At 66.5% G+C, this 16,182-nt stretch carries 22 protein-coding genes; 11 read left to right on the forward strand and 11 right to left on the reverse strand.

The annotated features are described in order from the left end of the window. Positions 1-14: 14 nt before the first annotated feature. The 4 genes from CFB47_RS10265 to CFB47_RS10280 form a co-directional block, all read right to left on the reverse strand. The gene (locus CFB47_RS10265) at positions 15-446 is read right to left on the reverse strand and encodes a biopolymer transporter ExbD (RefSeq protein WP_089461106.1); all 432 of its coding nucleotides are present in this window, start codon (positions 444-446) and stop codon (positions 15-17) included. A 177-nt stretch (positions 447-623) separates the two neighbouring features. Continuing rightward, positions 624-1,046: a biopolymer transporter ExbD gene (locus tag CFB47_RS10270; RefSeq protein WP_089440152.1), complete on the reverse strand. Its 423-nt coding sequence runs from the start codon at positions 1,044-1,046 to the stop codon at positions 624-626. 20 nt (positions 1,047-1,066) lie between these two features. Next, on the reverse strand, positions 1,067-1,978 hold the full coding sequence (locus CFB47_RS10275) for a MotA/TolQ/ExbB proton channel family protein (protein WP_089461107.1): 912 nt from the start codon (positions 1,976-1,978) through the stop codon (positions 1,067-1,069). A gap of 86 nt (positions 1,979-2,064) precedes the next feature. Beyond that, positions 2,065-2,763 carry an energy transducer TonB gene (locus CFB47_RS10280; protein WP_089425491.1) on the reverse strand — a complete coding sequence of 233 codons (699 nt, stop codon included), beginning with the start codon at positions 2,761-2,763 and terminating at the stop codon, positions 2,065-2,067. Between CFB47_RS10280 and CFB47_RS40330 the strand changes: the two genes are divergently transcribed. Beyond that, positions 2,762-3,124, forward strand: coding sequence for a hypothetical protein (locus tag CFB47_RS40330; protein WP_143330827.1), 363 nt, complete (start codon positions 2,762-2,764; stop codon positions 3,122-3,124). The two genes, CFB47_RS10280 and CFB47_RS40330, sit on opposite strands and share 2 nt — an antisense overlap. A gap of 461 nt (positions 3,125-3,585) precedes the next feature. Here CFB47_RS40330 and CFB47_RS10285 read toward each other — a convergent pair whose 3' ends face one another. Further along, a complete protein-coding gene (locus CFB47_RS10285) occupies positions 3,586-4,071 on the reverse strand; it encodes an aminoacyl-tRNA deacylase (protein ID WP_031401741.1) in 486 nt (161 codons plus the stop codon). Between the two features lie 124 nt (positions 4,072-4,195). Then, positions 4,196-5,173: a cysteine synthase A gene (locus CFB47_RS10290; protein ID WP_089456610.1), complete on the reverse strand. Its 978-nt coding sequence runs from the start codon at positions 5,171-5,173 to the stop codon at positions 4,196-4,198. Positions 5,174-5,316: 143 nt separating this feature from the next. On the opposite strand from CFB47_RS10290, the gene CFB47_RS10295 reads away from it, so the two are divergent. Next, on the forward strand, positions 5,317-5,805 hold the full coding sequence (locus CFB47_RS10295) for an adenosine-specific kinase (protein WP_089456264.1): 489 nt from the start codon (positions 5,317-5,319) through the stop codon (positions 5,803-5,805). 224 nt (positions 5,806-6,029) lie between these two features. Continuing rightward, positions 6,030-6,323: a YciI-like protein gene (locus CFB47_RS10300; RefSeq protein WP_039357977.1), complete on the forward strand. Its 294-nt coding sequence runs from the start codon at positions 6,030-6,032 to the stop codon at positions 6,321-6,323. A 7-nt stretch (positions 6,324-6,330) separates the two neighbouring features. Here the strand turns inward: CFB47_RS10300 and corA are convergent, their stop codons facing one another. After that, a complete protein-coding gene (gene corA, locus CFB47_RS10305; RefSeq protein ID WP_089461410.1) occupies positions 6,331-7,308 on the reverse strand; it encodes a magnesium/cobalt transporter CorA in 978 nt (325 codons plus the stop codon). A 177-nt stretch (positions 7,309-7,485) separates the two neighbouring features. Between corA and cydX the strand changes: the two genes are divergently transcribed. Together cydX and CFB47_RS10315 are read left to right on the forward strand one after the other, a co-directional pair. Further along, positions 7,486-7,632: a cytochrome bd-I oxidase subunit CydX gene (gene cydX, locus CFB47_RS10310; protein WP_043182986.1), complete on the forward strand. Its 147-nt coding sequence runs from the start codon at positions 7,486-7,488 to the stop codon at positions 7,630-7,632. Then, complete coding sequence (locus CFB47_RS10315) at positions 7,629-8,246, forward strand: ATP-binding protein (RefSeq protein WP_089461108.1); 618 nt, start codon at positions 7,629-7,631, stop codon at positions 8,244-8,246. Before cydX ends, CFB47_RS10315 begins: the two co-directional genes overlap by 4 nt. Positions 8,247-8,342: 96 nt before the next feature. On the opposite strand, the gene CFB47_RS10320 is transcribed toward CFB47_RS10315, so the two are convergent. Beyond that, entirely contained in the window at positions 8,343-9,443 is a 1,101-nt protein-coding gene (locus CFB47_RS10320; RefSeq protein ID WP_039357959.1) for a saccharopine dehydrogenase family protein, read from the reverse strand. Between the two features lie 247 nt (positions 9,444-9,690). Here CFB47_RS10320 and CFB47_RS10325 point away from each other — a divergent pair, with 247 nt between their 5' ends. From CFB47_RS10325 to CFB47_RS10340, 4 genes are all read left to right on the forward strand, one after another. Next, complete coding sequence (locus CFB47_RS10325; RefSeq protein WP_089440158.1) at positions 9,691-10,473, forward strand: hypothetical protein; 783 nt, start codon at positions 9,691-9,693, stop codon at positions 10,471-10,473. A gap of 47 nt (positions 10,474-10,520) precedes the next feature. Then, positions 10,521-10,961: a hypothetical protein gene (locus CFB47_RS10330; protein WP_089461109.1), complete on the forward strand. Its 441-nt coding sequence runs from the start codon at positions 10,521-10,523 to the stop codon at positions 10,959-10,961. A gap of 81 nt (positions 10,962-11,042) precedes the next feature. Then, a complete protein-coding gene (locus tag CFB47_RS10335; RefSeq protein WP_089440160.1) occupies positions 11,043-11,708 on the forward strand; it encodes a response regulator transcription factor in 666 nt (221 codons plus the stop codon). Continuing rightward, a complete protein-coding gene (locus tag CFB47_RS10340) occupies positions 11,684-13,108 on the forward strand; it encodes a HAMP domain-containing sensor histidine kinase (RefSeq protein ID WP_089461110.1) in 1,425 nt (474 codons plus the stop codon). The genes CFB47_RS10335 and CFB47_RS10340 overlap by 25 nt, the downstream gene beginning before the upstream one ends. A gap of 3 nt (positions 13,109-13,111) precedes the next feature. Here CFB47_RS10340 and CFB47_RS10345 read toward each other — a convergent pair whose 3' ends face one another. Next, positions 13,112-13,576 (reverse strand): Lrp/AsnC family transcriptional regulator, encoded by a 465-nt coding sequence (locus CFB47_RS10345; protein WP_006481526.1) that lies wholly within the window; start codon positions 13,574-13,576, stop codon positions 13,112-13,114. A 255-nt stretch (positions 13,577-13,831) separates the two neighbouring features. On the opposite strand from CFB47_RS10345, the gene CFB47_RS10350 reads away from it, so the two are divergent. Beyond that, positions 13,832-14,383 carry a Spy/CpxP family protein refolding chaperone gene (locus tag CFB47_RS10350; protein WP_089461111.1) on the forward strand — a complete coding sequence of 184 codons (552 nt, stop codon included), beginning with the start codon at positions 13,832-13,834 and terminating at the stop codon, positions 14,381-14,383. Positions 14,384-14,518: 135 nt separating this feature from the next. Beyond that, positions 14,519-14,950, forward strand: coding sequence for a PGDYG domain-containing protein (locus tag CFB47_RS10355; protein ID WP_089461112.1), 432 nt, complete (start codon positions 14,519-14,521; stop codon positions 14,948-14,950). 33 nt (positions 14,951-14,983) lie between these two features. Here CFB47_RS10355 and CFB47_RS10360 read toward each other — a convergent pair whose 3' ends face one another. Then, complete coding sequence (locus CFB47_RS10360; protein ID WP_047850836.1) at positions 14,984-15,346, reverse strand: DUF3022 domain-containing protein; 363 nt, start codon at positions 15,344-15,346, stop codon at positions 14,984-14,986. Between the two features lie 13 nt (positions 15,347-15,359). Further along, a complete protein-coding gene (locus tag CFB47_RS10365) occupies positions 15,360-16,151 on the reverse strand; it encodes a YhfC family intramembrane metalloprotease (RefSeq protein ID WP_089461113.1) in 792 nt (263 codons plus the stop codon). Positions 16,152-16,182: the final 31 nt, after the last annotated feature.

A 16,182-nucleotide genomic window follows, 5' to 3' on the forward strand; every position in this document is an offset into this window, starting at 1 on the left:
GCTCGTCCGTGTCGTCATTGCATGAACTGTTCGTTACCGATCAGGCCGATCTTGGTCGCGCCCACGCGTTGCGCGGACGCGAGCACGGCGGCCACGTCCTTGTACGGCACCAGCTTGTTGGGGCGCAGATGGATCTCCGCCTGCACGGGTTCCGCGGCCACCTGGGCCAGTTTCGACTCGAGCGCCGCGCGATCCGGCACCGGGGCGCCGTTCCATGTCGTCGTGCCGTCGAAGTCGATATCGATCTGCACGATTTCCGGCGGCGCGGCCGGCGGCGGCGGATTACCCACCGGCAGGTCCATCTTCACCGAATGCATCTGAATCGGGATCGTGATGATCAGCATGATCAGCAACACCAGCATCACGTCGATCAGCGGCGTGGTGTTGATATCGACCATCACTTCCGGCTCGGCGTTGCTTCCGCCCGAAGGCACATTCATTCCCATCGTCGAACTCCTGTCGATCCACGTTAGCGCTTCAGCGCTTACGTGGATCCCATGCTTCGCGGTCGATCAGCGCTAGCGCTTCAGCGCTTACGCAGATCCCATGCTTCCCGGTCGACCAGCGTCAGCGCTCCCCCACTTACCGCCAGCCCCCTGTCCCACCCCGACTCCACTGCGCGACTATCCCCCGCGCGCCGGCGGCTCCGTAATGAACGACAGCTTCGCGATCCCCGCGCGCTCGCACATCGTGACCACCCGGCCGATGAACTCGTAACGCGTGTTCTGGTCGCCCCGCACGTGGACGCTCGGTTGCGGCTGCTGCTGCGACACGTCCTTCAGCTTCGCGAGCAGGGTCGTGGCATCCACCAGCTGTTCGCCCCAGAAGAAATCGCCATCGCGGTTCACCGCGATCTCGATGCTCTTCGGCGTCGTCTGCAGCGGCTGCACCGTCTCCTTCGGCAACTGAAGCTGGATCGTGTGCGTCACGACCGGAATCGTGATCAGGAAGATGATCAGCAACACCAGCATCACGTCGACGAGCGGCGTCGTGTTGATGTTGGCGATCACCTCGTCGCTATCGTCCTGCCCGACGTTCATGGCCATCGCGCGTCTCCGTCAGCCGGTCAGTTCGCGAGCGACGCCGCGGCCGGCGACGACGCGCGTGCCGGGCGCCGATTGCCGGCCAGCAGCACGGTATGCAGCTGCGCGCCGAAGTTGCGCACCCGCTCCATCACCGACTTGTTGCGCCGGACCAGGAAGTTGTAGCCGAGCACCGCCGGCACGGCGACGGCGAGGCCGATCGCGGTCATGATGAGCGCCTCGCCCACCGGGCCCGCGACCTTGTCGATCGACGCCTGCCCGGCGATGCCGATGGCCGTCAGCGCGTGATAGATCCCCCAGACGGTGCCGAACAGCCCGACGAACGGCGCGGTGGAGCCCACCGTGGCCAGAAACGCGAGCCCGTCCTGCATCCGGTTCGACACGTTCGTGATCGAGCGCTCGACCGACACGTCGATCCACGTATTGCGGTCCACCGCTTCCAGCAGCGCGTCTTCATGATGCTCGCCGGCCTCGATCGCCGTTTCGGCGATGAACCGGAACGGCGACGCCTCGTCGAGCAGCTTGGCGCCCTCGGCCAGCGACGGCGCGGTCCAGAGTTGCGCATCCGCCAGCTTCGCGCGGCGATTGGCGCGCAGTTGCTCCAGGAACTTCGTGATCATGATGTACCAGCTGCCCATCGACATGATCACCAGCAGGATCAGCACGAAACGGGCGACGAAATCGCCGTTCTTCCATAGCGCACCGAGCCCGTACGGATTCTCGACCGCTTCCGTCGTGGCCGGCGCGGGCGGCGGAGCCGGCTCGGCGGCCGCCGGAACCGGAGCCGGCGCAGTCGACGGTGCCGCGGCCTGCGCCGACGTGCCGGCCGCGCCGCTCGCCTGCGCGTGGGCGAGCTGTGGTGCAACGAACCCGTCGATTGCGGCGACGGACATCAGGATGCTTGCCGCCAGCGCGGCCAGTGAACGCTTCGTCATACCCCACTCCAGTTAATTCGAAGAACTGAATACCCCAGTTCGAGATGGTTTTTTTTGGCCCGGATCGCACCGGGCCGCCCACTGCATCAATTCAGATTGAACGAGAACGGAACCTGGACCCGCACCGACTGGCCCTGCGCGACGCACTTGAAGCGCTTCACGGTGTTGAAGGCAGCACGATCGAGGATCGGATCAGCCGACTGCGCCACACGCTCGTTCGTGATGTTCCCTTCCGCATCCACGACGAACTCGATCGTCACGTCGCCCGTGATGTTGTTTTCCTGCGCCTCTTTCGGATACTGGATCGACGCGCGAAGCGTGTCCGAATTCGGGCAGACCACCCCCACGTCATGGCTGACGGGCTTGGCCGGCGCGGGAGGCGCCACGACCGGCGCCTGCACGGCCGGTGCGGACGGTACCGGGGCCGACTGGTGCGTGATCGTCGCCTGCGGCGGCGCCTGCACGGGCACTTCCGGCGGCGGGACGAACGGCGGCGGCGGCGGCGCGAATTTCGGCGGCGGGAGCTTGACCACGGGCATCGGCGGTGGCGGCGGCGGCTTGACCGGCTCGATGATGCGGGTTTCGATCGGGTGCTGGATCACCTGCACGACTTTCGTCGCGAGGCCGTTGAGCAGCGCGTAGATCAGCACCGCATGCAGCACCAGGACGATGCCGATGCCGCCGAACCGGCGCACCGGATTCTGTTGCTTCTTGCCGAACTCTCGCGGACGGCCCAGCGTAGCCAGTCCGCTGTTCGACGTAGCCAGACGTTCTTCGACTTTCATGCCCACCATCCATCCCCCAAGCGATTCGCCCAGTATCGGATTGCTGCCGGCGGCAAAGCCAGGTCGGCATCGCCATCGCATCAACCCGAATATTTCATTTCAAATTCAATTAGCAATCCGAATTGAAAGAATTCAATTCGAATGCAAATTCATTTTTTTCAAGGAATCGTTCCGGCCGGCGCGGCCCGGTTTTGCACCGAAAAAAAACGCGCCAGCACGTTCAGGCAATTGTCAGCTGAGCGGGCGGCACCTTACATTTCGTATGACGACCCATCGTTCGTTACACGGTGATGTCAGCGGCGCCGCTCACTTGGGTGCAGACAATAGCAAGGAAAAAATTTTGACGTCAAACTTTATTTGATGCCCGAATACAAAGTTTGGAGGGTTTATTCAAATAATATTCCGGTAAGCACAAATCAAACTTCTATTATAAAAACGGTAATTGAATTGTATGGATATATGCAAAACCGGATATTAATCTGCTTCAGCATAAATATCGGCATATTTCCCGCGCCGCACCAAAATGGCCCGCGCCGGATGCGACCGCCAAGATTCACGCCTCTCCTCATCGGCGCTCCCATCGGTCGCCGGATACGCTGGTCAACTGCCTCGATCTGGTCGACACAGCTTCTTCAGAACGCCCGAAACACCCTGGATATCCGGAAAGTTAGTCTGCAATGCGATACAAATTTCGTGATGGATTGAGCACTCGACAAACCATCGCAAACAATTTCGCATACCGAATTAACTATCGCACGACCACTTACCGCTTCTACACGAGACCCGTCAGGCACGCACCGACCAGCGCCCAAACACCGCGCGTCAGGAGTGCATGCCCTGCATCTTGTGCGAGAAATGCGCGCGCTCGGCCGTCTCCATCAGCATCAGGAATTCATCCTGCATCATGTGGATCAGCGCTTCGTGATCGCCGGCCTCGAAATAGACTTCCGGCTGCTGCGCGAGACGTTCCTCGAGAAATGTCTTCATGCCGTACGCCATGCACACCGGCGGCAACGCGCCCATGTCGCAATCCTTGAACAGCTCGCGCAGCTCGACCTCCCGGGCAAGCACGAGATGACGTCCCGTCTTTACCCAGAGATCCGACAGGCGCACAGCGTGCGTGGTCGGCAATACAGCGGCGACGTAGCCTTCGTCGTCTTCGAGGAGCACGGTTTTCGCGAGGCGATCGCCGGGGATATGCGCGGCGGCGGCCGTCTCCATGCTCGTATGGCTATAGGGGTGGTACACCACTTCGTACCGCGATGACTTCTGACGCAGGCAATCCTGCAGGGTGGCTGACACAGGCATGGCACACCTCGTCTGGACGAAACGGGCGAACGGCGTTCGCACCGGATTCGTTCAGCATAGGTCGCATTCCGGCGGATGGAAAACCTCGCCGCTCGCGCGCTTCGCACCGATTCGACACACGGGTTCAGTCCCCCGGATCCAGTCCCTTTTCGCGTAGCCATTCGCGATTGAAAAGCCGTGTGCGATAGATGTCGCCACGGTCGCACAGCAAGGTCACGATCGTGTGCCCCGGGCCCATCCGGCGGGCCAGCCAGACCGCCCCGGCGACGTTGATGCCGCTCGATCCGCCGACGTACAGCCCCTCCTCGCGCAGCAACCGGTAGACCATCGTCACGCACTGCTGATCGTCGATCCGCACCGCGTCGTCGATCGGCGTGCCGGCAAGGTTCATCGTGACGCGCGTCGATCCGATGCCTTCGGTGATCGAGTTGCCTTCCGCGCCGAGGTCGCCCGTTTTCACGTAACCGTAGAGTCCGCTGCCGTGCGGGTCGGCCAGCACGATCCGCACGTCCGGATTCTGCTCTTTCAGATAACGGCTCACGCCCGCCAGCGTGCCGCCCGTCCCGGTCGCGCACACGAACGCATCGATCGTGCCGGCCGTATCGCGCCAGATCTCGGGCCCGGTCGTCTCGTAGTGCGCCTGGCGATTGACGACGTTGTCGAACTGATTGGCCCATACCGCGTTGTCGAGTTCGTCCGCGAGCCGCCCGGCAATCTTCTGGTAGTTGTTCGGATCACGGTAGGGCGCAGCGGGCACCGGGCGCACCTCGGCGCCGAGCGTGCGCAGGATCGCCAGCTTGTCCGGCGATTGCGTGTCGGGAATCACGATCACGCAGCGATAGCCGCGCGCCGCGCAGATATGCGCCAGGCCGATGCCGGTGTTGCCCGCCGTGCCCTCGACCACGGTGCCGCCCGGCTGCAGCACGCCGCGCCGCTCGGCGTCGCGGATGATGTAGAGTGCCGCGCGGTCCTTCACCGACCCGCCCGGATTCATGAATTCCGCCTTGCCCAGGATCTCGCAGCCCGTCTCGGCGCTGAGCTTCGCCAAGCGAATCAGCGGCGTGCGCCCCACGCAGTCGACGAAGCCTTGTCGCACGTCCATGTCGTCCTCCGTTGCCTTCGTGCGGCGCGCGCCACACACAACCAAGGATAGGCCGCCCGCGCGGCTTTTGTCGCCGGCCGCCGCGTACTAAGCTTGAAGCGCCCATTGCGGCGCACGCGCCGCATCGCGAGACGAGGTCCGCCATGCTGCAACTGCAAACCGTTGCCGTCGACAAGCCCGAGACCGTGAACTTCATCCTCGGCCAGTCGCATTTCATCAAGTCCGTCGAGGACATCCACGAGGCGCTGGTCGGCACCGTGCCCGGCATCCGCTTCGGGCTCGCCTTCTGCGAGGCATCGGGCAAGCGGCTGGTGCGCCACTCCGGCACCGATGCGACGCTCGTCGACCTCGCCTGCCGCAACGCCAGCGCGATCGGCGCCGGTCACGCGTTCATCGTGTTTCTCGGCGACGGGTGCTTTCCGGTCAACGTCCTCAATGCGATCAAGGCGGTGCCGGAGGTCTGCCGGATCTATTGCGCGACCGCGAACCCGACCGAGGTGATCGTCGCGGAAACCGCGCAAGGACGCGGGATCGTCGGCGTCGTCGACGGCTTCGGGCCGCTCGGCGTCGAAAATGACGACGACATCCGCTGGCGCAAGGACCTGCTGCGCACGATCGGCTACAAGGCGTAGGGACGCGCCCCGCCGGTGGCCTGTAGACCATGGCTGCATGGAAGGCGCGTTGCGGCCAGGATTCCAGGACGGGCGTCGCTCAGACCGTTAGTTGCATTTATGACCACGGAAGCGCGCCGCCCTCCGCGTCGTGTCGCCGCCGTCCGCCTGCCCTATACTGCCCGCAGCAGACTGACTGACGGCGCGCTGACGCACCGGCCGCCGCGATCCTTTCCGGAGCCGCCATGCATTACCAGTTGACCTACGAACTCGTCGACGATTACCTGTCCCGCCGCGAACCGTTCCGCGCCCAGCACCTCGCGCTTGCGCAGGCTGCGACCGAGCGCGGCGAACTCGTGCTCGCCGGCGCGCTGTCGGACCCGGCCGACCAGGCCGTGCTCGTGTTCGAAGGGGATTCGCCGGAGGCGGCCGAATCGTTCGCACGCGCCGATCCGTACGTGCAGAACGGCCTCGTGAAATCGTGGCGCGTGCGGCCGTGGCGCGTCGTGGTCGGCAAGCACGCGCCGCCCCGCGCGTGACGCGAGGCTACAGCCACCCTGCCCGCTTGAAGCGCCACCACAACCCGAAGTCGGCGGCCACCATCACGGCGATACAGCCGTAGAAGCCGTATTTCAGGTGCAGTTCGGGCATGTTCGCGAAGTTCATCCCGTAGATGCCGGCGATCATCGTCGGGATCGCGAACAGCGCGGCGAACGAGCCGAGCCGCTTCGTCACCTCGTTCTCGGCCAGCGAGATCATCCCGAGGTTGACCTGGATCGCCGTGACCACCATCTCGCGCCGCCCTTCGATCGTCTTCACGATCCGCTGCAGATGGTCGTACACGTCGCGAAAGTACGGCTCCATGCCGCTGCAGACTTGCGGAATGCGCCCGCCGGTGAGCTTCGCCAGCGGCTCGAGCAGCGGCGCCGTGTGCTGGTACAGCATCACGAGCCGGCGCTTCAGCGAATAGAGATCCTCGATGATCGCGCGCGACGAGGCGGGCGTGGCCTTCGCGAAGATGCGGTCCTCGAGTTCTTCGAGCTCGGCGCCGAGCGTTTCGAGGATCGGGAAATAGCGGTCGACGACCTGGTCCATCAGCGCGTAGAACACGAATGCCGAACCTTCCCGGAGCAGATGCGGCTCGCGCTCGCAGCGCTTGCGCACGTCGCGAAAATCGTGCTCGGTATGGTTGCGGATCGACAGCACGTAGTTCGGGCCGACGAACACGTTCAGCTCGCCGACCTTGAATTCATCGTCGTCGTCCAGCTCGACCGTATGCAGCACCGCGAACAGCGAATCGCCGTACTCCTCGATCTTCGGCCGCTGATGCCCCTTGCGGGCATCCTCGAGCGCCAGTTCGTGCAGCCCGAATTCCTCGCCCATCAGGTCGAGTTCCTCGGGCGTCGGATCCTTCAGCGCGACCCACACGAAGCACTCGGGCTTCGACACGTGGTCGCTGATGGCGTCGATATCGATGTCGGCCAGCTTGCGGCCGTCCTGGTATGCAGCACAGTTGATCAGCATGGTGTTGTGACGTTGCGGTTTGCGCATCAGTTTACCGGTTTGCTGCGCGGGTGGCCCGGCTTGCGCGGCTCGGCGATATTGGTCATGATCGGGCTGCGTGCGCCGCAGCATGCGCACCCGGCAGTTCGGACCACCCGCCGCACGGCCGTGCGGCCCAACCGTCAAGGAGACTGACCCATGTGGTATTTCTCGTGGATACTCGGCATCGGCGTGGCGCTCGGCTTCGGCATCATCAACGCGATGTGGCTGGAAGCGGAAGTCTTCTCGCGCGGCGACAAGCGCAACGGCGCGTCGAGCCCGCGCTCGGGAGGCAAGGCTTCGTGACGCATCTGGTGTTCTTCTGCGGTCACGCCGGCACCGGCAAGACCACGCTCGCGAAGCGGCTCATCGGGCCGCTGATGCGCGCGACCGGCGAGGCCTTCTGCCTGCTCGACAAGGACACGCTGTACGGCCGCTACAGCTCGGCCGCGATGGGTGCGCTCACCGCGGATCCGAACGACCGCGACAGCCCGCTCTACCTGAAGCACCTGCGCGATCCCGAATATCAAGGGCTGCTCGACACGGCCCGCGAAAATCTCGCGCTCGGCATCGGCGCGCTCGTGGTCGGCCCGCTGTCGCGCGAAGTGCGCGATCGCCGCATTCTCGATCGCGCGTGGCTCGGCATCGCGCCCGACGTCACGCTGACGGTCGTCTGGGTCCACACGTCGGAAGACGTCGCGCACCAGCGGATCGTCGCGCGCGGCAACCCGAACGACGCATACAAGCTCGCGCACTGGGACGAATACCGGCAGCGCCGCTTCGTGCCGACCGGCCACGAATGCGACGGCATCGTGATGTTCGACAACACCGCGCCCTCCGATGCTGACGTCGAGGCGCTGCTGTACCGCATCGCGCCGCCTCCGCCTGCGACCACGATCGTCCCGCCGCTGCCGGCCTGACCGGCCGCTCTTTTTCGTCACCCGCAAAAAACAACGCCGGAAGCGCTGTTGCGCTCCCGGCGTCGTACGGCCCTCGTGCCAGAGGCTGACGGGTGGTCAGGCTACTTCGTGCACGCGCTCCATCGTGCCGCCTTCGTACAGCTTGCCGAAGCGGTTCGACAGGAACGCCTTCAGCGACACCTTTTCCTGCGGGATGAAACCGCTCTGCGGCAGCTTCTTTTCGCGGAACAGATCCAGCACCGCGCACATCGCGCCGGCCGTCGTGATCTGGATCGCGCTCATGTGCATCCCGCACACGTCCTTCGCGAAGATCTTGCGCGTGAACACGTCCTGCACCAGCTGGCCGTCCTTCACGCCCGTCACCGTGATGAACACGAGCACGACGTCCTGCTTCGTCGACGGCACCGCGCGGCGCATGATCGACTTCAGCGTGTCGCGGTCGGTCGACAGGCGCAGGTCTTCGAGCAGGAACTGCACGAGATCGCGGTGGCCCGGATAGCGCACCGACTTGTAGTCGAGCGTCTCGACCTTGCCCGACAGCGTCTCGCACAGCGTGCCGAGGCCGCCCGACGTGTTGAACGCTTCGTATTCGGTGCCGTCGAGCGAGAAGTGCTCGAGGCCTTCGAGCGGCTGCACCCACTGCTTGCGGCCGTCGCGGATCGCTTCGCACGGCTGGCAGTATTCGTTGATCAGGCCGTCGACGCTCCACGTCAGGTTGTACTTCAGCGCGTTGGTCGGATACTCGGGCAGCGCGCCGACGCGCATCTTCACGTCGCGCACTTCGCTGAAGCCGTTCACCAGTTCGTGTGCGGCGAGACCGATGAAGCCCGGTGCGAGGCCGCACTGCGGCATGAACGCACGGTCGGAGCCTTCGGCCAGTTCGCGGATCGCGTGGGTGGCGCGCACGTCTTCGGTCAGGTCGAAGTAGTGGACGCCGGCAGCCTTCGCGGCGGCGGCCACGTTGACCGCGAGGTAGTAAGGCAGCGCGTTGACGAGCGCATCGAAGCCCTTCACGGCTTCGCGAATCGCATTTGCATCGGCCGAATCGACCCGTTGCGTCGCGATGCCTTCGCGCGACAGCTTCGCAAGCGCATCCGCGTCACGGTCGAACGCGACGACTTCGTAGTCGCCCGTTTCACGCAGCATGTGAGCAATGGTGTGGCCGATCAGACCTGCGCCGACGATGGCGATTTTCATGCGCTTATCTCCTGATGATGGGTTGGTGTTGTGAACGGCGTTGAGCCATGAACACAGTGTAGGGACGCTCAAAATCAGTTCCAAGACGAAGAATGATGCGAAACGACCGATAATTTCGACGTTTCGACGACATATTTCGTCGAAGTGTCGAAACAACACGTTTTACCGCTGCGGCCCCCGCTATGGCTGGCCTAAGTCTTCCGTTTCAGACTGCATGCCGACCACCCGACTTCCAAGGAGGCATCGCATGCAATCCCTGCCCGCTCATCGCACGCCGCACTGGCTGAACAAGGTGCCCGACGTCGCGCTGTCGTTCTGGATCATCAAGATCATGTCGACCACGGTCGGCGAGACCGGCGCGGACTTTCTCGCGGTCAACGCGGGGCTCGGCCAGACCGTCACGCGCGTCGCGATGGCCTCGCTGCTCGCGATCGCGCTGTGGCTGCAGTTGCGCACGCGCCGCTACGTGCCGTGGATCTACTGGCTCACGGTGGTGCTGGTCAGCATCGTCGGCACGCAGATCACCGACCTGCTCACCGACGGCCTGAACGTCAGCCTCTATGCGAGCACCGCCGCGTTTGCCGTCGCGCTCGCCGCGATCTTCTTCGTGTGGCATCGCGTCGAAGGCACGCTGTCGATCGACACGATCGTCACGCCGCGGCGCGAGCTGTTCTACTGGTCGGCGATCCTCTGCACGTTCGCGCTGGGCACCGCCGCGGGCGATCTCGCGACCGAGGCGCTCGGGCTCGGCTTCACGCTCGGCGCGCTGTGCTTCGGCGGCCTGATCGCGGCCGTGTTCGTGATGTGGCGGCTCGGCGCCAATGCGGTACTGGCGTTCTGGATCGCGTACATCCTGACGCGCCCGTTCGGCGCATCGCTCGGCGACCTGCTCACGCAGGCCCGCGCCTACGGCGGGCTCGGCTTCGGCGCTGCCTGGACGAGCCTGCTGTTCCTGACCGTGATCGTGCTGCTCGTCGCCGTCGCGCAGTTCGGCAGCGGCCCGCGCACGCAGGCCGGCACCACCGAATGACGCCCATTCCTTTCCGTTCTTTCCATTCATCGAATCGAGGACACGCCATGCGCATCCCCCATCCCGTTTCCCGTCTTGCCGTTGCCGTTGCCACGATTGCCCTGCTGAGCGCCGCCGCCGGCTGCTCGAAGCAGCAGGACGCGAACGCAGCGACGTTGGCGCCGGCCTCGGCCGCCGCCTCGCCCGCAGCGGCCCACGCATCGAAGCTCGGCGACCTGTCGCAGTTCCGCACGATCGCCGTCGACGTGAACGCGCTCGTCGCCAAGGGCGACCTGCCCGGCGCGAAAACGCGCATCAAGGATCTCGAGATCGCGTGGGACTCGGCCGAAGCCGGCCTCAAGCCGCGCGCCGCCGCCGACTGGCACATGGTCGACCAGGAGATCGACCGCGCACTCTCCGCGCTGCGCGCCGATCATCCGACCCAGGCCGATTCGGCCGCCGCGATGAAGAGCCTGCTCGCGACGCTCGACCGGTTCAGCGGCAAATAAGGATCACAGGGCGCCGCCGCACGTGACGCCCGTGCGGGAATCGCATACGCTGGCGGCGTTTGCGCCGCACGGAGAACACGCATGCGAATACTGCTCGTCGAAGACGACCCGATGATCGGCGAGGCCGTCCATGCCGCGCTGAAGGACGCGTCGTACGCCACCGACTGGGTCACCGACGGCGTGCGCGCGTTGACCGCGTTCGCCGCGCAGCCCTACGACCTGGTCCTGCTCGATCTCGGCCTGCCCGGCCGCGACGGGCTCGACGTGCTGGCCGCCATCCGCGCGAAGGACGCCAGCGCGCCGCTGCTGATCGTCACCGCCCGCGACGGGCTCGACGATCGGCTGGCCGGCCTCGACGGCGGTGCCGACGACTACATCGTGAAGCCGTTCGAGATGGCCGAGCTGCTCGCACGGATTCGCGTCGCGATCCGGCGCCGGGCCGGTTCGGCCGCGCCGCTGTTGAGCAACGGGATCGTGTCGCTCGACCCGGCGACGCGCGAGGCCGCCGTCGACGGGCACGCGCCGGTGCCGCTGTCGAATCGCGAGTTCGCGCTGCTGCGCGCGTTGCTGGTGCGCCCGGGCGCGATCCTGTCGCGGCGCGAGCTCGAGGATCGCCTGTACGGCTGGGGCGAGGAAGTCGAAAGCAATGCGGTCGAATTCCTGATCCATTCGCTGCGCCGCAAGCTCGGCAGTACCGTGATCAAGAACGTCAGGGGTGCGGGATGGATGGTTTCAAGAAGCGCCTGAGCGAGTCGATCGGCTTCCGGCTGTCGGTCGCGCTGTCGGCCGCGATCCTGGTCGTCGCGACGGCCGCGGCCGCGTTCGCGTTTTCATCGGCGTTCGACGAAGCACACGAACTGCAGGACGACGTGCTGCGCGAGGTCGCGACGCTGCTCGACCGCGAGCACGCGTCGTCGCTCCATGCCGACGGCACCGGGCCCGCGCGCGAAAGCGACGAGCTGTCGCGCGTGTTCGTGCAGCCGCTCGGCAGTGCACCGCAGCCGGGCAGCGACGGCACGCCGCGGCTCGCGCTGGCGCCGACGCTCGCCGACGGGCTGCATACGGTCGATGCCGGCGGCAGCACGTATCGCGTGATGGTTCGAACCTTCGCGAACGGCGAGCGCATCGCGGTCGCGCAGGAAGCCGGCGTGCGCGACGATGTCGCTCGCGAAAGCGCGTGGCGCACCGCGTTGCCGCTGCTGATCCTCGTCCCGATCCTGCTGCTGCTCGTCGCCGATCTCGTGCGCAAGCTGTTCCGCCCGGTGGCCGCGCTGTCCGCCGGCATCGACGCCCGCGACGAGCACGACCTGCGCCCGGTGCCGGCCGAGCGCGTGCCGGTCGAGGTGCGGCCGTTCGTCGTCGCGATCAACCGCATGCTGGCGCGCGTCGCGCAGTCGGTCGCCGCGCAGCGCCGCTTCGTCGCCGACGCCGCACACGAACTGCGCTCGCCGCTCACCGCGATGTCGCTGCAGGCCGAGCGCCTCGCCGAGGCCGACCTGCCGGACGATGCGCGCGCACGGCTCGCCGCGCTGCGCGGCGGGCTCGACCGCAGCGGCCACCTGGTCGGGCAGCTGCTCGCGCTCGCGCGGGCGCAAAGCGCGCCGGCCGCGCCGCCCGGCGACGTGTCCGTCCATGCGATCTATCGGCGTGTGCTGGAAGACCTGATGCCGCTCGCCGACGCGAAAACCCTCGACATCGGCATCGAGGGCGGCCCGGACACGCACGTGCCCGTCGACGAGCTCGAACTCGTGTCGCTCGTGATGAACCTGGTCGACAACGCCATCCGCTACACGCCGCCAGGCGGACGCGTGGACCTGTCGACGCAACGCACGGACACGCACGTGTGCGTGACGATCGCCGACACCGGGCCGGGCATCGCGCCGCACGAACGCGAACGTGTGTTCGACCCGTTCTACCGGGTGCCCGGCAATGCGCAGATCGGCTCCGGGCTCGGCTTGTCGATCGTGAAGATCGTCGCGGACCGGATGTGTGCCGACATCGCGCTCGCCTATGCGGATGAAACGGAAGCGCGCGGGTTGCGCATCTCGGTGCGGATTCCGCTCGTGCGGCCGCCCGGCGCGGCGCAGGCCGGCAGCCGGGCCGATACCCCGGCGCCACACGCACGACGCGACGCAGGCCGCGCCTGAGCGTCAGCCGCCGATGGTCCCGCGATCGATCTTGCGCGACAGGATGATCGACGTCGTCGTGCGTTCGACGCCTTCGAGCGTGCCGATCTGGTCGAGCAGGTCGTTGAGCCGTTCGGGCGAATCGGCGCGCAGCCACGCGACGTAGTCGTACTCGCCGCTCACCGCGCACAGCAGCTGCACCTCGGGCATCCGGTCGAGCTTGCGCAGCACGTCCTTGCCGAACTTCGGCGTGAGGATGATGCCGACGTACGCATAAATGCTTGCATCGAGCACGTCCTGCCCGAGCCGGACGCTGTAGCCGGCGATCACGTTGGTGCGTTCGAGCCGCGCGATGCGGGCGACGACCGTCGTGCGCGCGACGTCGAGCTGGCGCGCGAGATCCGCGACACTGGCGCGCGCATCGGCCTGCAGCAGCGCGACCAGTTGCCGGTCGAGATCGTCGAGTTGGTCGAGGCGGGGTGGACGCATGAGGCTGGGCCGGGGCACGACGCGCCGGCTGAGTGGAAGGTGACGCGATGATAGCGCCGAACGCCGGCCCGCCCAAACGGCGCCGCCACGATCCGGCCGGATCCTTTCAATTTCGATTCGTATCGGATGTAAGCAAGTGTCGCATTCGCTGCTGCACCGCATTCAACGTGCTACTAATAGCTGGCGACGCGAGAAGCGCGCTTGCGGCAGTTGCCGCCGCGCCCGCTCGCAAGACACCACCCCGGAGAGCCAACCATGAAGAAAATCTCGCTCACCCTCGCTACGCTCGCCGTTGCAGCCGGCGCGTTCGCGCAAACCCCGGCGCAGCCGCAGGCGCCCGTCCAGGCCCCCGCAACGACCGCCGCGGCGTCGGCCCCGAGCGCCGAGCAGCGCGCGGCACGCCACGAAGCGCGCGTCGAGCAGCGCATCAAGTACCTGCACGACCAGCTGAAGATCACGTCGGCGCAGGAACCGCAATGGAAGACGTTCGCGGACACGATGCGCGACAACGGCGACACGATGGGCCGCCTCTATCGCGAACGGATGGCGAAGCACGACGTTTCCGCACTCGACGACATGAAGCAGTACGCGGAACTGTCGCAGGCGAACGCCGACGGCGCGAAGAAGCTCGCCGATGCCTTCGCACCGCTCTACGAGAGCTTCCCGGCCGACCAGAAGGCGCTGGCCGACACGACGTTCCGCAGCTGGCTGCGCCACGGCGGCGAGCATCGCGGCAAGGGCAAGACGAAGGGCACGGATGGCAAGGCGGCAGCCGCGCCGGCCGCCAGCGCACCCGCGCAACCCTGACGCCCGCCCTGCCGGCGCCGTACCGCCCGTCCGGGCCGGACGGCGCAGCGCCCCTCCAGGCGACCGGCGCGTCACACGGCGCGCCGGATTCGGGATAAGCTCCCGGCTTTTACCGCTTTCCCGCCCTTCCCCGCCATGCTCGAACTCAAGCACCTCGACCTGCGTACCGATCCGCAGGCCCGTCGCGTCGTCAAGGACGAAACCGTCGCCGTTACCTTCGCGCAGGCCGACGGCGAACTGATGAGCCTCGAAGGCCCGAACCGCTATGCGGCGGGCGACGCGCTGATCACGGGCTCGACCGGCGACCGCTGGGTCGTGTCGCGCGCGCGCTTCGACGCCAAATACCTGCCCGCCGATCCGGCACTCGCACACGGCGAACCGGGCGCCTACCGGAACCGGCCGGCCGTCGTGCTCGCCCGCCGGATGGACGAGCCGTTCACGATCGCCCGCTCGGAAAACGGCGACACGCTGCGCGGCGTCGCCGGCGACTGGGTGATGCAGTACGCGCCCGGCGACTACGGTGTCGTGCAGGCGCAGCGCTTCGCGCAGGTCTACCGCGACGCGTAATGCAGCGCGCCGGCATGGCGCCGGCGCGAACGGTCACGCAAAGTCTTCGTCGAGTACGAGTTCCGCGTCGCGCTCGACGGCCTCGCCGGCCGCGTGACGCTCCTCGAGCGACCCGAGCATCGCTTCCGTGTACGCATGCAGCACCGCATGGCTGCGCGCCCGTTGCATCGGCTTGAGCGCCAGGTAGCGCGCGAGCGCGGCCGGCACGATGCGGATATCGAGCGTCATCCGCTTCGGCGCCGAGCCGAAACGCATCGCGAGCCACTGCACGGACAGGAACCGCCCGCGTGCGTCGCTGCTTTCGGCGAAACGCGTCTGCTCCGGAAAGAGATCGCAGATCACGCGTGCGAGCGCGTCGAATTCCGCGCTCTGGCATTCGATCAGATAGTCATCCATCCCGTCTCTCCCGTCAGGCTGCCGATTGCGACGGCCGGCATGCCTTCACCAGCACGACGACCAGGATCGCGGCGAGCACGAAATACGCGGCCTCGACCCCGCCGGCCGGCAACACGCGCACCTGGTACAGCAACGCCGGCGCGGCCGCGAGCGCGTGCAGCACGATCGCGAGCGGCAACACGCTCGCGCGGCCGGCGCGCACGCCGCGCCAGACCAGCACCGACAGCGCGAGCTGCAGCACGAATGCCGCGCAGCGTTCGAGCAGCAACAGCAGCATCGACTGCGCCGACAGCGTCGCAAGCATCACGTGCAGCCGCACGACGGTATCGCCCGGCAGGTCGGCGAGCTGCGTCTCGAGCTGGCCGCGGCTCGCGAGCCACGCGAGATACGACCACTGGCCCCATACGAGTACGCCGACGAACCATGCTTCGGCGCCACCGTGACCGATCCCGTAGCCGATTCCGCGGCTGTCGCCGGCCGGCGACGGGCCGTAGCGGCGATTCAGGAAACGCATCCCGAGATAGCGGCCGACTTCCTCGAATACGGCGGTCGCGAGCGCGCTGTACGCGACGAACGCGAGCGGCTGCGTGAGCCAGCCGTCCGGCGGCGTCTGGCTCAGCACGAGCCCGTGAAACGCGCGTTCGAGGATCATCGCGAACAACGTGAAGACGGCCACGCCGACGATCGTGTCGCGGCGGTTCAGCGCCAGCGGCTTGCGCAGGATGCGGTAGAGGACGAGCGGCAGGAGCGCGATGATCAGCGTGGCGGCGATCAGCACCGCCAGCGTGACGGGAGCGACAGTCATGTATTTCCTTGTTCGGGGCAGCGCACCTGAC

The sequence above is a fragment of the Burkholderia sp. AU27893 genome (genome assembly GCF_002223205.1).
Classification (GTDB): Bacteria; Pseudomonadota; Gammaproteobacteria; order Burkholderiales; family Burkholderiaceae; genus Burkholderia.

Coding starts and splice junctions, on each gene's coding strand:
- CFB47_RS10300 (WP_039357977.1), top strand. CDS start 6,030: ATGCATTACCAGTTGACCTACGAACTCGTCGACGATTACCTGTCCCGC.
- corA (WP_089461410.1), bottom strand. CDS start 7,308: ATGCTGATCAACTGTGCTGCATACCAGGACGGCCGCAAGCTGGCCGAC.
- CFB47_RS10280 (WP_089425491.1), bottom strand. CDS start 2,763: ATGAAAGTCGAAGAACGTCTGGCTACGTCGAACAGCGGACTGGCTACG.
- CFB47_RS40330 (WP_143330827.1), top strand. CDS start 2,762: ATGCCCACCATCCATCCCCCAAGCGATTCGCCCAGTATCGGATTGCTG.
- CFB47_RS10360 (WP_047850836.1), bottom strand. CDS start 15,346: ATGGATGACTATCTGATCGAATGCCAGAGCGCGGAATTCGACGCGCTC.
- CFB47_RS10290 (WP_089456610.1), bottom strand. CDS start 5,173: ATGGACGTGCGACAAGGCTTCGTCGACTGCGTGGGGCGCACGCCGCTG.
- CFB47_RS10355 (WP_089461112.1), top strand. CDS start 14,519: ATGCTCGAACTCAAGCACCTCGACCTGCGTACCGATCCGCAGGCCCGT.
- CFB47_RS10365 (WP_089461113.1), bottom strand. CDS start 16,151: ATGACTGTCGCTCCCGTCACGCTGGCGGTGCTGATCGCCGCCACGCTG.
- CFB47_RS10265 (WP_089461106.1), bottom strand. CDS start 446: ATGGGAATGAATGTGCCTTCGGGCGGAAGCAACGCCGAGCCGGAAGTG.
- CFB47_RS10325 (WP_089440158.1), top strand. CDS start 9,691: ATGCAATCCCTGCCCGCTCATCGCACGCCGCACTGGCTGAACAAGGTG.
- CFB47_RS10340 (WP_089461110.1), top strand. CDS start 11,684: ATGGATGGTTTCAAGAAGCGCCTGAGCGAGTCGATCGGCTTCCGGCTG.
- CFB47_RS10295 (WP_089456264.1), top strand. CDS start 5,317: ATGCTGCAACTGCAAACCGTTGCCGTCGACAAGCCCGAGACCGTGAAC.
- CFB47_RS10350 (WP_089461111.1), top strand. CDS start 13,832: ATGAAGAAAATCTCGCTCACCCTCGCTACGCTCGCCGTTGCAGCCGGC.
- cydX (WP_043182986.1), top strand. CDS start 7,486: ATGTGGTATTTCTCGTGGATACTCGGCATCGGCGTGGCGCTCGGCTTC.
- CFB47_RS10275 (WP_089461107.1), bottom strand. CDS start 1,978: ATGACGAAGCGTTCACTGGCCGCGCTGGCGGCAAGCATCCTGATGTCC.
- CFB47_RS10285 (WP_031401741.1), bottom strand. CDS start 4,071: ATGCCTGTGTCAGCCACCCTGCAGGATTGCCTGCGTCAGAAGTCATCG.
- CFB47_RS10345 (WP_006481526.1), bottom strand. CDS start 13,576: ATGCGTCCACCCCGCCTCGACCAACTCGACGATCTCGACCGGCAACTG.
- CFB47_RS10335 (WP_089440160.1), top strand. CDS start 11,043: ATGCGAATACTGCTCGTCGAAGACGACCCGATGATCGGCGAGGCCGTC.
- CFB47_RS10320 (WP_039357959.1), bottom strand. CDS start 9,443: ATGAAAATCGCCATCGTCGGCGCAGGTCTGATCGGCCACACCATTGCT.
- CFB47_RS10330 (WP_089461109.1), top strand. CDS start 10,521: ATGCGCATCCCCCATCCCGTTTCCCGTCTTGCCGTTGCCGTTGCCACG.
- CFB47_RS10270 (WP_089440152.1), bottom strand. CDS start 1,046: ATGGCCATGAACGTCGGGCAGGACGATAGCGACGAGGTGATCGCCAAC.